Below are 11,776 nucleotides of genomic sequence, written 5' to 3' on the forward strand. Positions count from 1 at the left end.
CACGGCTCCTCAATCAGCGTTCTTTATCATAGGGGGTATGCAAAGGGATCCGCGCATCGAAGGCCACGTTCATCAACTCGACCAGCATCAGCGCAGTCAGCCCCCAGATCTTGTGCCCCTGGAAGCGATAGCTGGGCACATACCAGCTCCGCCCTTCGTAATCGATGCGATGGGTCATTTCGCGCTGATCCTCAAGAAAGAACTCGACCGGTACCCGGAACACTTCCTCGATTTCACCGCTGTTGGGCGCCAGGTCGAACACATCCGGCACGATCCCGACATAGGGAGTGACCTTGATTCCGTAGCGCGACACCAGGCTGCCCATAGGGCCGACAACGTCGACCAGCTCCGGCAGCAGGCCGATTTCCTCGTGCGCTTCGCGCAGGGCGGTGTAGCACAGATCGACATCCCCCGGGTCCCGACGGCCGCCAGGAAAAGCCACCTCACCGGAGTGGGTAGACAGACGCTGGGAGCGTACAGTCAGAATGATTTCCGGTTGTTCGTGCACACAAGTGACAGGTATCAGGACCCCGGCCTCGGGGAGACCGACCGCATCGATCTGCCGGGGTTGGTAGCCGAGCACTCGACTGCGCATCAGGTCCAGCATGCAAACCACCTCAAAGCATTTTCCCCAATGATGGCATGATCCCCCGGCGGGAACCAGTTGCCCAACCGGCAAATGGGCCGCAAGATAGGACAAAACAACGAGCGTGATATCGTCAGGGTCTGTTCACTTATCATGAGATTTTGCAGCCAATGCGGCCAACCCGTCAGCCAGCGCATCCCGGAAGGCGATGACCGGCTGCGCTACGTCTGCGACACCTGCGCGACGGTGCATTACCAGAACCCGCGCATCGTCGCCGGTTGCCTGGCGGTATACCAGCAACAGGTACTGCTGTGCCGGCGCGCCATCGAACCGCGCCGGGGCTTCTGGACCTTGCCGGCCGGCTTCATGGAGAATGGTGAAACCACGATTGAGGCGGCCCTGCGCGAAACCTGGGAAGAGGCTCGCGCCCGGGTCCATGCCGAACAGCTCTACATGCTGTTCAACCTGCCACATATCAATCAGGTCTACATGTTCTTTCGTGCCGAGCTGAGCGATCTGGACTTCGCCGCCGGCGAAGAAAGCCTGGAAGTCAAACTGTTCGATGAGTCGGAGATCCCCTGGGAGCAGTTGGCCTTCCCTACCGTAGGCAAAACCCTGCGCCAGTTCTTTATCGACCGGCAGCAGCATAACTTCCCGGTCCACGTTCAGGACATTCGCTACAACCCCGGAAAAAGGTCGTAACAATGCCCCGTCTGCTCCTTACCCTGCTGCTGTCACTGGTCTGCCTGAGCACCCAGGCCGACGCTCTTCCGATAGACAAGATCCTGATCCTCAAGTCCGAGCGCCGGCTGGAAGTGATCAGCCAGGGCGAGACCATTCGCCAGTACCGGGTCTCACTCGGCCGCTACCCGGTCGGGCACAAGCAGCAAAAGGGCGATCAGCGCACACCCGAGGGTGTCTATACCATCGACTGGCGGCATGAAAGCCCGCAGTTCAACCTGAGCATGCACGTCGACTACCCCAACCTCAAGGACCGCATGGCCGCCTGGGATCGCGGCGTCGACCCCGGCGGCATGATCATGATTCACGGCACGCCAATCAACGACGAGTTCCCCGAGTGGTTCTACAAGGGTCTGGACTGGACAGATGGCTGCATCGCCCTGCAAAACAGCGACATGAAAGAGCTCTGGGATCTGGTTCCTGACGGCACTCTGGTCGATATCCGCCCCTGAGCCACCAACCCACATTGATATGAGTCAAAACCCTCATTTACCCGACAGGTGACACTAAAGGCATAAAAAGTCATGCCTTGTGCAGCATGCGCCAACCTGTCCGGATGAGGAGTTACCTGATGAATATCAAGCTAGTGAGCACACTGCTGGCCACTACCCTGGCCATGCCTGCGCTGGCCGACCGCCTATCGACCGAGCCGGTGCAGCCGATCGAACCTGCGGTCATCACCGAACCTGAAAAGGTCGAGCTGGGCAAGAAATTGTTCTTCGACCCACGGCTATCGCGTTCGGGCTTCATTTCCTGCAACTCGTGCCACAACCTGAGCATGGGCGGCAGCGACAACCTGCCGACCTCCATTGGCCACAACTGGCAGGAAGGCCCGATCAACTCGCCAACCGTCCTCAACTCCAACCTTAACGTCGCCCAGTTCTGGGATGGCCGCGCCGCCACCTTGCAGGAACAGGCCGCCGGCCCGATCGCCAACCCGATGGAAATGGCCTCCAACCACGTTCTGGCGCTGGACGTACTGCGCTCGATTCCGCAATACCGGGCCGAGTTCGCCAGCATCTATGGCGACGAGGACATCACCCTGGAGCGGGTCACCGACGCCATCGCCGTCTTCGAGGAAACCCTGGTCACTCCCAACTCACGCTTCGACCTGTGGCTCAAGGGTGACGACAGCGCCCTGACCCAGCAGGAGCTGGCCGGCTACAACACCTTCAAGGAAATCGGCTGCACCGCCTGTCACAATGGTCCGGGCCTGGGCGGCACCTCGTTCCAGCGCATGGGAATCGTCCAGCCCTACATTACCGACAACCCTTCCGAGGGCCGGGTTGCGGTAACCGGCAACGATGCCGACCGCTTCTCGTTCAAGGTCCCCACCCTGCGCAACGTCGAGCTGACCTACCCCTACTTCCACGACGGTGCCTACTGGAAGCTGGAGGAAGCCGTTGACCTGATGGCCAAACTGCAACTCGGCCGCGAGCTGGCACTGGAAGACATCGACAACATGACCGCATTTCTCAAGACCCTGACCGGCGAGCAGCCCAGCTTCACCATCCCGCTGCTGCCCCCATCAAACAACGACACCCCGCAACCGGTGCCGTTCGAGAAATAACGTCCTGCCATCACGAGCGACGCAGCCGCGTGGTGATCCATGCACACGCATGGATCACCACGTCGCTGCGCTCCTCGCCATGACCTTGAGAGCCTTACGGCAACGCCTGCAGATCACTCAAACGCCACACATCATAGGCAGGTTCTTCATAGGGATGCGCCTGCCTCAGCGCAGCCACCACCGCCCTGATCAGCTCATCGGCGCAGACCAGCTCAACCCGCCACTCCTCAACCTGCTCAACGTCACCCTGGCGGCCCAGAAACGGATTGCTGCCGGCCAGCGGCCGGAACTGCCCCAACCCCCTGACCTGCCAGCAGCACTGATCGTAGTCGCCGATACGTCCACCACCGGCGGCGAACACCGCCTGCTTGACCGCCTCCAGATGGGAATCAGGTACATAGAAACAGAGTTTGAACATAAAAAAGGCTCCGGACCGCAAACTGGAATAACCAGTCTTGCAGCCCGGAGCCTGGAGCACAACGCGAGGTATGCGGTTTAGAAGCTGTAGCGAACGCCCAGCGTCATATTCCGCCCCGGCAGCAGCACTTCATCCTTGATAAAGGAGCTGTGCTGACGAGCCTTTTCGTTCAGCAGGTTGTTACCACGGACAAACAGCAGGTAGCTGGAGCCCTGGTTGACCTGCCCCCGGTAGCTCAGCCCGGCGTTGAGCATGGTGTAGCCCGAGGTATCGGTTTCATACTCGGCGGTCCGGTTCTGGCGCTGGACCCGGTAGCTTTCAAGCTGACCGGACAGGCTTGAAGTAAAGGCCTGATCCAGGCGCAGACCGTAGCGATCAGCCGGAATCCGCGGCAGATCACCGCCCGACTTCAGCTTGCCACGCACATGGTCACCGAACAGGGTCAGCCCCAGACTGTTGGTGGCCTGCCAACGCACGCTACCTTCCACACCGCGCAGTACGGCATCGGCCTGACGGTATTCCACCTCACGGTAGCCGGCACCCGGCTCATGACCGGTATCGGCAGCGTAGATGTAGTCTGACACCTGATTGCGATACGCACTGACATCAAAGGTCCAGGGGCCGGTCAGGCGACGCAAACCCAGCTCGGCGTTGTAGGCAGTCTCCTTGTCCAGATCCGGGTTGCCCAGCTCGATAGTGCGGGTGGCCGCATGCGGACCATTGGCATACAGCTCCTCAGCGGTCGGCAGACGCTGCGAACGCGACAGCGAGCCATACAGCGCATAATCGGGCTGGAACTGCCAGGTCGCCCCGGCCGACAATGAATTGCCGCGATGCCGGGCATCCTCACTGCTGCGCTTGACGTCCACTTCCTGCCACTCATGGCGCAGGCCAAGTTCATAGCGCCAGTCGTTCCACTGATACTCTTCAAGCAGGAACAGCGCCCGGTTGTGGGTCAGGGTCGGCGGCACATAGGCCTCTTCACCTACCGCAGCAAAATCACGCCGCGACAACTGGCCACCTACCACCCCGCGCCAGCCGGCCAGCGGTGCATGGGTCAGCTCGACGCGAGCCTCGCTCCCCCGATTGTCGAACCGGGTACCCACTTCGTGCCCTTCCAGCTCCTTGTGCTTGTAGTCGGTATGCGCCATGCGCACCCGCAGGCGCTCAAACCCGGCAAAGGGATCACGGTAGTCAGCGCGCAGGTCCCAGCGCCGTTGCTGCATGTCGATCCGCGCCTTGCCATGATCGTGGTCGTGGTCGTGGTCGTGGTCGTGGTCGTGGTCGTGGTCGTCATGATCATCGTGGTCGTCATGATCATCATGGTCGTCGTGATGGTCATGATCATGGCCGCCGCAATGCCAGTCACGCGGGCCATGGGTATGGCAGTCGGCATGCTCATGGGCCAACAGACCGTACTCACGGTTCTGGCGGCTGTAAGCCAGGCCAACGTAGCCGCGATCAGTCACCCAGCTCAGCCCCAACGAGGCCGAGTCGGTATCATTGAACGAGCCATCCTGACGCGAATGGTGGCCAGGGATACGGTAAGGATCAGCCTTGCTCTTGCTGGCCTCGATCCGCCCGGCAAATTGCCCGGCGCCCATGGTCAGGCCCACAGCGCCCGCCCGCTCATCCGCCACCGTGTTGCCACGCAGTTCCAGATCACCTTCAATGCCGGCCTCCGGCACATAGGTCGGCACCCGGCGGTCAATCAGGTTGACCACCCCGCCAATCGCCCCACCACCGTACAGCAAAGTGGCCGGCCCCTTGAGCACCTCAACCCGCTCCAGCAGCAGGGTATCGGCGGTCACCGCGTGATCCGGGCTGGTGGTCGAAGCGTCCAGCACATCCACCCCATCGCTCAGGACCCGCACCCGGGCACCATCCAGGCCACGGATCACCGGGCGGCTGACCCCGGCACCAAATCCGCTGGCGCGCACACCAGGCACGCTTTCCAGACTGTCACCCAGATTGGTTTCGCGCAGCCGGAACCACTCATCACCCTGCAAAACGGCCGCTGGCGTAGTCATATCCACCGCCCGACTGTTCAGTGCACTGGCACTGACGGTCGTATCCGGCAGGCTCAGAGCCGAGGTATTGGCAGCCAGCGCCACAGGGCTGGCCAAAGTAGCCAGGGCAACCGCCCAGGCCAAAGGTGTCTTGTTCATCTACATGCTCCCCACATGTCATCCGGTTACTGACGGAACCTGGTGCACGGCACCGGGGCAGCATAATAATTGTTATAACGTAACAAATAAACCCGAAAATACCCTTGCGGCTTAAAGAGAACAGCTAAAGCCTACAGCTCAGCAAACGACGGCAACGGCTCGGAAAAAATCGACAGCACCTGCATAAAGCTCGCCTCAGGGGCTGCGTGCAGTTCCAGTTGCTGACTCGTGTGCGGGTGGCGAAAACACATCCCGATAGCAGCCAGCATCAGCCGACTGCCACCAAAGCGCTCGGCAAAATAGTGATTGTGGCGGGTCCGGCCATAGTTGGTATCGCCGATGATCGGATGGCTGATGTGCTGCATGTGGCGGCGCAGTTGATGCTTGCGCCCGGTCTGCGGATAAAGCGCGACCAGACTATAGCGGCTGGCCGGATAACGCTCGATCGTCACCGGAATTTCTGTCGTTGCCAGGCGCCGGTAACGGGTAAAGGCTTCACGCAGTGGCTGCGGCTCATCCTTGCAGCGCCGGTCGGTGGCCTGTTCACGCAGCGGGTGATCGATCTCCCCCGCCTCCGGTGTCCAGCCGCGCACCAGTGCCAGATAGGTCTTGCTCACCTCTCCGGCCATCAGCGCCTTGCCCAGGATGCTGGCGGTCTCTGGGTCGCGGGCAAAGACCAGCAGCCCCGAGGTTGGCCGATCCAGCCGATGTACCGGATAAACATGCTCGCCGCCGTTCAAAGCCCGTGCGTACTGCAACGCGAACTCGGTTTCATGGCGGTCGATAGGGCTGCGATGCAGCAACAGGCCCGCCGGCTTATGCACTACCAGCAACCACTGGTCGCGATAGATCTCGCGCAGGGGATTGGCTGCACAAACAATGCTGGCGGTATTGGAATCAGACAGTGGCACGACAACTCCAGGCAGTCTCGGCAGCAACAGCCGGCTGAGTATCAGAGGTCGGCCATGGTAGCAGATGAAGGTGCAGGCACTGTGCGCAAAAAATCTTCCAGGGCGGCAGCAGCTTCGGCCGGCGCCACCTGCAGCAGGCAATGCGGCGCCTGTATCCCAACCACCTGCAAGGCCGGCTGAATACGCGTCAGTCGTTGGCTGACACGGCCCGGCACCAAGCGGTCATGATCACCACGCAAATACAATATTGGCACGTCTACCTGAGCCAGCTCCTGGTCAACATTGACCCTCAGAATCGCCTCAGCCCGCGCCCGCAGCACCCGCTCATGGACCGGTTCAAGCGCCTGGGCAAGAGCCTGCCGCAAGGCCGGGTTGGCAAAGCGCCCCAACAACAGGGCAGACAGCAGCCACGCAGGTAACGCCTTGAACGGCAGTAGCGGCAACAGCCAGCGCAGAGCCCACAACCCTGGCCGGGGATTGCGGGTAAAACTGACGCACAACACCAAAGCGCACAATCCCGGTGGTTGCTGCGCCGCCAGCGAGATTGCCAGCGGCCCAGAGAACGACTCACCCAGCAGTACAAAAGCGCGCCCCTCAGGCAGATGCGCTCGCACCCACTGCGTCAACGCTGCATAACCCAGGGGCTGGTCCGGCGGATAGCGCATAACCAAAAGCTCACACTGATCGCCCAATACCGCTGTCAGCGGCGCAAACAAGTCCCCGCTGCCATCCATACCCGGTAACAGCACCAGCACCGGCGGCTCGGCGCAGGTCGTCATCAAGCCAGTTCCAGACGGCTGTCATGCACCCGGCACAAACCGTCATGCAGGCGGCGCACCTGCTCGGCCCGTGGCGTCACCTGGCGGCTGCCCATTTCGGTGACGAAGCGACAGGCAGCATAGGCCAGTGCCTGGCGCTCATAAGCGGCCACCCAGGCACGACGCGCGGCCAGGCGTTCAGGCTTAACCGGCCAACTGCCAGTGACCGTCATCCGCTCGACCCCGATACGCCACGGCTTGGGGCTGACGCGAGCGCGGAAACATTGCTGATTACGGCACATCCGGGCATAAACCGGATCAGATCCAAGCTCAGCCAGCAGCGCCTGCGCCTTGTCACTGGCAGGCGCATAAGTGGCATTCATCGCCAGTACCCGCAACCCCAGGGGCGTGCGGTAAATGCGCAGATTAAGCTCCGGATGCCGCTGTACCACCGCCGCAATTCGGGCCAACGCCAGCGCCTCCACCCCGCCCCGCAAACGGACCCAGAGCGCCCGCAAGCGGCGTGCAACAAGCCTGCCACCCAACAACGCCACGACAGTTCCCAACGCCAACAACCAGCCCATTCCCGTGAGCATGGCCAGCAACAGCGACACCCCGAGCACAGCAGCAAACACCGTCAGACTCAGGCCTCGCCCAGGCCGCGAGTCGAAATCGACATCGGCAAACAGCACATCGGGAGTGTTCAGACACAGCGCCCCGTAACTGTTGCGCGAGATCACCACGTCACCGTGCTGCTCCACCACCTCCTCACGAATCGGCAGGCCCTCGGCACCGTTATAGGCAATCTTGTGATCTACCCGGCGCACATCCCCTTCAGCCTGCAATGTACTCAGAGCCGCCTGAACCCGCTCCAGAGCATGCGCCTGCGCCGCCTGCTCACTGACATCCGACCAGCCAAATCGCTTGAGCGTGAACGAACGCCCGGCGTGTCGTGTGTGCTGGGTTGCCTCGGACCAGTAACGGGGAACGATCATCTCAACCTCATTTGGCAACAGGCTAGTGAACCGGCCCGACCGGGGTCCGCGCCGCACCCGCAGCCTTTTGCAGCGTCGCCTGCAATGGCACCTCATGCTCGACGAACGTCAGATGAGCGCCCCAACCATCCAGACAGGTACGATAGACGCCCGGCTGGCAGTGCCGGGAAAAACGGCGCTTCAATGCAAAAACCCGCTGCGGAGCAATCCCGGCTCGCTCGTAGGCACTGAAGTCGGTAGCGGAATCGCCATAGGCGTAACTCAAGGTCCAGCCAGCTTGTTGGTAACCCTGCAGGATCGCCGCCTTGAACCCGACCGGATCACGACGTTCGGCAGAGTTCTGCGCCACATGCACAGGCCCCGGCGCGAAACCATGCTTGTGCAGCCAGGCCGTCAAACCAGACTGAAACAACGGAACGCGGGTGCTCACATAGATCACCTGATAACCCCGCGCGGCATAGCTATTAACCACCTCGGCCGCTCCCGGTCTGGCCTCATGCACAAACAGATTGTGCGGCGTCAGCGTCCCGTCGATATCGAACACCACCACCGCACTGTGTGGCAATGGCGCCTGCTCAATTGGCGTTGGCGGCAGACTTGCGGCGGCTGTAAGACTGGCAGTGGTCGCAGCAAACAGCAGCGCACAGGTGAGTTTTTTCAACATGATTGGCACTCTCGACTTCCCTGATCTCGTAACTTGATTCCCATGGGCATGCCCACAGGGCAGACCGGCTCAACACATCCGGTAGACCACCCGCAACGGGCAGCCCAGCAAGGCCTCCAACTGCGTCAGCAGTGCCGGCTCCAGCAAACCGCCAGGCGCCTGAGCGATCACGGCAAACCGGCTGAACGCCTGAGGCCAGGCATAGTCCAGCTCATTGACTGTTGCCACTGCGGCGCAGCAGGGCAGAGTCTGCGACGCCAGCGCAAAACCACCGCTTTGCTCACAATAATCGGCATCCATCAGGGCATGCCAGGCGGCAATATCCAGCTCGGCGCCACAGTGCGGGCAACCAACGCGCTCGAAATTCTCACCGCAATCGCGATAGACAACCTGCTCTGCCACCTCACAGTCAATCTCGCCAACCTGCGGCCAAAGCTCACGCAACAACGCCACAACCGCCTGCTGCGCCGCCAAGCCGGGGATGAAATGCGCATCAACGGGTACTAGCTGCACGTAATGCTCAGACATGGCGACTTCTGTCATGAAGTAGAAAGACAACCGCCAGCAACACGCGAATAATCATGCCCGCTCCTTAGCCGCGATTAACCGGACAGCTCAGCCTTCGCTTTATTGATGTAATCCTTGTACAGCTCATTGAAGTGCCTGCCAGACCTCTTCGACTTCTCAATGACCTCTGAGAACAAGGCCTTAGCCCTGGCGGTTTCACCCTGGCCTTTGAGAAACAGCGCAAAATGGAACATGGCCTGTGGCCCGGTGAAATAGGTATAAAGCGTCTCATACTCGTGCTGAGCAGCAGCCCTGTCACCCAGCCCTTCCAGCGCCCTGGCGTACAACAGATGAGCATCTTGATTCTTGTAGCCAGGATTCTCCGCAATCAGCCGGTCCAGCGTTTGCCTGGTAGCCGCGAAATCATTCAGCCCAAACTCCGCACTCGCCAAGCCAAACATCAAATCGGGATCGTTGGCATAAGGCCCTTTCAGACATTTCTGATATAAGCTTTTTGCCTCCTGGAACATATTCCGATTCAGGCACTGCCTGGCCAGCTCCATAGAATTTTGCACGGTGTCGGCTGCGGAATAGTCACTAGCCGCCCGGTTGATATCCCTGTCTGGATTTATGATGTCCTGAACCTTTCTCGCCGCCTTTTTCCCAGTACGGCTATTGGAAGCCCCAGGAAGAACCTCAAGAATCAAATAAGCGATAGCCCCGGCCAGTGGCAGCATCACGATTATCCATATCCATGTTGTATTGCGACCCGTTTTCACAACATGAATAACAAGCGCCACCTGCATCAGCACTGAGAGAATAAAAAAAGGCATTGAACTCCCCACCTCCGTGTGTCAAAAAAATACCCGCGACTCAGGCGGGCAGCATACGGCCAGTCCAGCACCGCAGCACGATGCGCTGGAGATTACTAAATACCCCAACCGCCCTCAACCCTGAGCGGCTCTGGTTGTGAGGCGGGTATTCACTTTAGCGGGGAGGTTCACGACCCCAGTTGAAGCCATTGCCAGGCTAAAATTTACGCGCCTGGTAATGAATGCCCGCCCCACCTTCACAGTATTGCTTAAGGCTCAACAGAAAAATCGCCCAATTATAATTACAGAACCGGTAAAACTCGGTGACTTCACGCCAGTCTGTATGCCGCAGGGTGACAGCTGTCTTGTTGCCCATATCATTTAGCTCGAAACTGACGTTAGTCCCAATCCACTCAGGGTCTGAATCGACACAATGCCAGGTCATTCTGGTATCGGGTATCAGCGCTGTAATTTTCATCTTCGTCGGACGCTCGTCGCCGAACCGAAACTCATTAACCGCATCAATTTCAGCAGAGAACTGTAAATCCTGGGTCCAGACCTCAGCCAAGCCGCGCGCCGTCGTCAACGCTTGGTAAACGAGTGCAGGGGGAACATTCACATACTGGACATGCTCAATATTTGCCATAAATTTAACTCCTTGTATGCGGCAGCCTGGATTTTGGTGCGACAGCGTAAAACCGGTCCGGTTGACCGCTGGTTAAATGCCGTACTCACGCTCGACCTTGGCCACTCGAACCCGAAAACTTGAGTACCATTGCTGATAGCCAAGCCGCTGAGCTTCTCGATGCTCAGCATTCTTCTTCCAGTTAGTGATTGCCTCAAGGCTCGCCCAGTACGACACCGTGATACCAACGCCCTCTCTAGCAGACTCAATGCCCAGAAAACCGGGTTGCTCTGACGCCAGTTCCACCATCCGTTCAGCCATTTCAGAGTACCCGTCATCACCCTCCGTACGCTGACTGCTGAAAATCACCGCGAAGTATGGAGGTTCAGGAGTTTTGGCGATCTCTGGCATGGTTCCCTCTAGGTATTAACGCCGTGCACACCGGCGCGAACTTGCGAGCGTCCGGCAGCCGGAAGCTGCGTAGTGCTGCGCCTGGTTATGAGTTGATGCTGCCACCGCCCTGGCTCGACAGATTGAGCTGCCAGGATACGCCATACCTATCATTCAACCATCCAAATCTTTCGCTGAAACCGTAGTTATCCAAAGGCATTAGCTCTGAGCCACCTTCGGCGAGGGCCCGAAACGCCTTCTCTATTTCGCTCATAGATTCACACTCAACGTACAATGACATGGATGGTGTAAAGGCAAACTGGTGGTCAAGATGGCTGTCCAGCGCCATAAATTCGGTGCCATTTATCGTAAACCTAGCCATTTTGGTAGAACCTTCTGGCTCATGCTCGCCAGCTTCGTAGCGCTGAAGATCAATGATCTCTGAACCAGGGAACAAAGAGGTATAAAACTTGATTGCCTCCTCGGCTTTTCCAGCCTGTTCCCCGACAAACATGAGCGAGGCCTTAATGGATTTCATCTGCTCCTCCGTTCTAGTTTGCACACATAACGTGGAAGTAACCGCCCTGCGCAGATTTTCGCGCAGGTCCGGTGTCACCTCCCCGTAAAATCG

15 protein-coding genes are annotated in these 11,776 nt (G+C 59.4%); 3 read left to right on the top strand and 12 right to left on the bottom strand.

Annotated elements, in window-relative coordinates:
* Nucleotides 1–13 precede the first annotated feature (13 nt).
* Nucleotides 14–607, bottom strand: coding sequence for an NUDIX hydrolase (locus tag C2846_RS16730; protein ID WP_119702006.1), 594 nt, complete (start codon nt 605–607; stop codon nt 14–16).
* Between the two features lie 132 nt (nt 608–739).
* On the opposite strand from C2846_RS16730, the gene C2846_RS16735 reads away from it, so the two are divergent.
* The 3 genes from C2846_RS16735 to C2846_RS16745 all read left to right on the top strand — a co-directional run bounded on the left by C2846_RS16735 (nt 740) and on the right by C2846_RS16745 (nt 2,897).
* Complete coding sequence (locus tag C2846_RS16735) at nt 740–1,288, top strand: NUDIX hydrolase (protein WP_119702017.1); 549 nt, start codon at nt 740–742, stop codon at nt 1,286–1,288.
* Nucleotides 1,289–1,290: 2 nt separating this feature from the next.
* Entirely contained in the window at nt 1,291–1,779 is a 489-nt protein-coding gene (locus tag C2846_RS16740) for a L,D-transpeptidase family protein (protein WP_119702007.1), read from the top strand.
* A 164-nt stretch (nt 1,780–1,943) separates the two neighbouring features.
* A complete protein-coding gene (locus tag C2846_RS16745; RefSeq protein ID WP_205890260.1) occupies nt 1,944–2,897 on the top strand; it encodes a cytochrome-c peroxidase in 954 nt (317 codons plus the stop codon).
* 94 nt (nt 2,898–2,991) lie between these two features.
* On the opposite strand, the gene C2846_RS16750 is transcribed toward C2846_RS16745, so the two are convergent.
* The 11 genes from C2846_RS16750 to C2846_RS16800 all read right to left on the bottom strand — a co-directional run bounded on the left by C2846_RS16750 (nt 2,992) and on the right by C2846_RS16800 (nt 11,683).
* Complete coding sequence (locus C2846_RS16750; RefSeq protein ID WP_080048258.1) at nt 2,992–3,315, bottom strand: YqfO family protein; 324 nt, start codon at nt 3,313–3,315, stop codon at nt 2,992–2,994.
* 77 nt (nt 3,316–3,392) lie between these two features.
* Nucleotides 3,393–5,483, bottom strand: a complete 2,091-nt coding sequence (locus tag C2846_RS16755) for a TonB-dependent receptor (protein WP_119702008.1) — start codon at nt 5,481–5,483, stop codon at nt 3,393–3,395.
* 131 nt (nt 5,484–5,614) lie between these two features.
* Entirely contained in the window at nt 5,615–6,394 is a 780-nt protein-coding gene (locus C2846_RS16760) for a pseudouridine synthase (protein WP_205890259.1), read from the bottom strand.
* Nucleotides 6,395–6,435: 41 nt separating this feature from the next.
* Entirely contained in the window at nt 6,436–7,173 is a 738-nt protein-coding gene (locus C2846_RS16765) for an alpha/beta fold hydrolase (RefSeq protein WP_119702009.1), read from the bottom strand.
* Complete coding sequence (locus tag C2846_RS16770; protein WP_119702010.1) at nt 7,173–8,147, bottom strand: hypothetical protein; 975 nt, start codon at nt 8,145–8,147, stop codon at nt 7,173–7,175. The genes C2846_RS16765 and C2846_RS16770 overlap by 1 nt, the downstream gene beginning before the upstream one ends.
* A 22-nt stretch (nt 8,148–8,169) precedes the next feature.
* Nucleotides 8,170–8,811 carry an LNS2 domain-containing protein gene (locus C2846_RS16775; protein WP_119702011.1) on the bottom strand — a complete coding sequence of 214 codons (642 nt, stop codon included), beginning with the start codon at nt 8,809–8,811 and terminating at the stop codon, nt 8,170–8,172.
* Between the two features lie 69 nt (nt 8,812–8,880).
* Entirely contained in the window at nt 8,881–9,339 is a 459-nt protein-coding gene (locus C2846_RS16780) for a hypothetical protein (RefSeq protein WP_131038235.1), read from the bottom strand.
* Between the two features lie 74 nt (nt 9,340–9,413).
* Complete coding sequence (locus C2846_RS16785) at nt 9,414–10,151, bottom strand: tetratricopeptide repeat protein (protein WP_080048264.1); 738 nt, start codon at nt 10,149–10,151, stop codon at nt 9,414–9,416.
* 196 nt (nt 10,152–10,347) lie between these two features.
* Entirely contained in the window at nt 10,348–10,776 is a 429-nt protein-coding gene (locus tag C2846_RS16790) for an SRPBCC family protein (RefSeq protein WP_119702013.1), read from the bottom strand.
* A gap of 72 nt (nt 10,777–10,848) precedes the next feature.
* A complete protein-coding gene (locus tag C2846_RS16795; RefSeq protein WP_119702014.1) occupies nt 10,849–11,166 on the bottom strand; it encodes an antibiotic biosynthesis monooxygenase family protein in 318 nt (105 codons plus the stop codon).
* A gap of 85 nt (nt 11,167–11,251) precedes the next feature.
* A complete protein-coding gene (locus C2846_RS16800) occupies nt 11,252–11,683 on the bottom strand; it encodes a VOC family protein (protein ID WP_119702015.1) in 432 nt (143 codons plus the stop codon).
* Between the last annotated feature and the right edge of the window lie 93 nt (nt 11,684–11,776).

Origin of the sequence: Pseudomonas jilinensis, from assembly GCF_003586265.1 — a bacterium.
In the GTDB taxonomy this organism is placed as follows: domain Bacteria; phylum Pseudomonadota; class Gammaproteobacteria; order Pseudomonadales; family Pseudomonadaceae; genus Halopseudomonas; species Halopseudomonas phragmitis.

Bases quoted from the DNA above. Each gene is read 5' to 3' on its own strand.
- C2846_RS16730 (WP_119702006.1), bottom strand. From the start codon at position 607: ATGCTGGACCTGATGCGCAGTCGAGTGCTCGGCTACCAACCCCGGCAG.
- C2846_RS16735 (WP_119702017.1), top strand. From the start codon at position 740: ATGAGATTTTGCAGCCAATGCGGCCAACCCGTCAGCCAGCGCATCCCG.
- C2846_RS16740 (WP_119702007.1), top strand. From the start codon at position 1,291: ATGCCCCGTCTGCTCCTTACCCTGCTGCTGTCACTGGTCTGCCTGAGC.
- C2846_RS16745 (WP_205890260.1), top strand. From the start codon at position 1,944: ATGCCTGCGCTGGCCGACCGCCTATCGACCGAGCCGGTGCAGCCGATC.
- C2846_RS16750 (WP_080048258.1), bottom strand. From the start codon at position 3,315: ATGTTCAAACTCTGTTTCTATGTACCTGATTCCCATCTGGAGGCGGTC.
- C2846_RS16755 (WP_119702008.1), bottom strand. From the start codon at position 5,483: ATGAACAAGACACCTTTGGCCTGGGCGGTTGCCCTGGCTACTTTGGCC.
- C2846_RS16765 (WP_119702009.1), bottom strand. From the start codon at position 7,173: ATGACGACCTGCGCCGAGCCGCCGGTGCTGGTGCTGTTACCGGGTATG.
- C2846_RS16770 (WP_119702010.1), bottom strand. From the start codon at position 8,147: ATGATCGTTCCCCGTTACTGGTCCGAGGCAACCCAGCACACACGACAC.
- C2846_RS16775 (WP_119702011.1), bottom strand. From the start codon at position 8,811: ATGTTGAAAAAACTCACCTGTGCGCTGCTGTTTGCTGCGACCACTGCC.
- C2846_RS16780 (WP_131038235.1), bottom strand. From the start codon at position 9,339: ATGTCTGAGCATTACGTGCAGCTAGTACCCGTTGATGCGCATTTCATC.
- C2846_RS16785 (WP_080048264.1), bottom strand. From the start codon at position 10,151: ATGCCTTTTTTTATTCTCTCAGTGCTGATGCAGGTGGCGCTTGTTATT.
- C2846_RS16790 (WP_119702013.1), bottom strand. From the start codon at position 10,776: ATGGCAAATATTGAGCATGTCCAGTATGTGAATGTTCCCCCTGCACTC.
- C2846_RS16795 (WP_119702014.1), bottom strand. From the start codon at position 11,166: ATGCCAGAGATCGCCAAAACTCCTGAACCTCCATACTTCGCGGTGATT.
- C2846_RS16800 (WP_119702015.1), bottom strand. From the start codon at position 11,683: ATGAAATCCATTAAGGCCTCGCTCATGTTTGTCGGGGAACAGGCTGGA.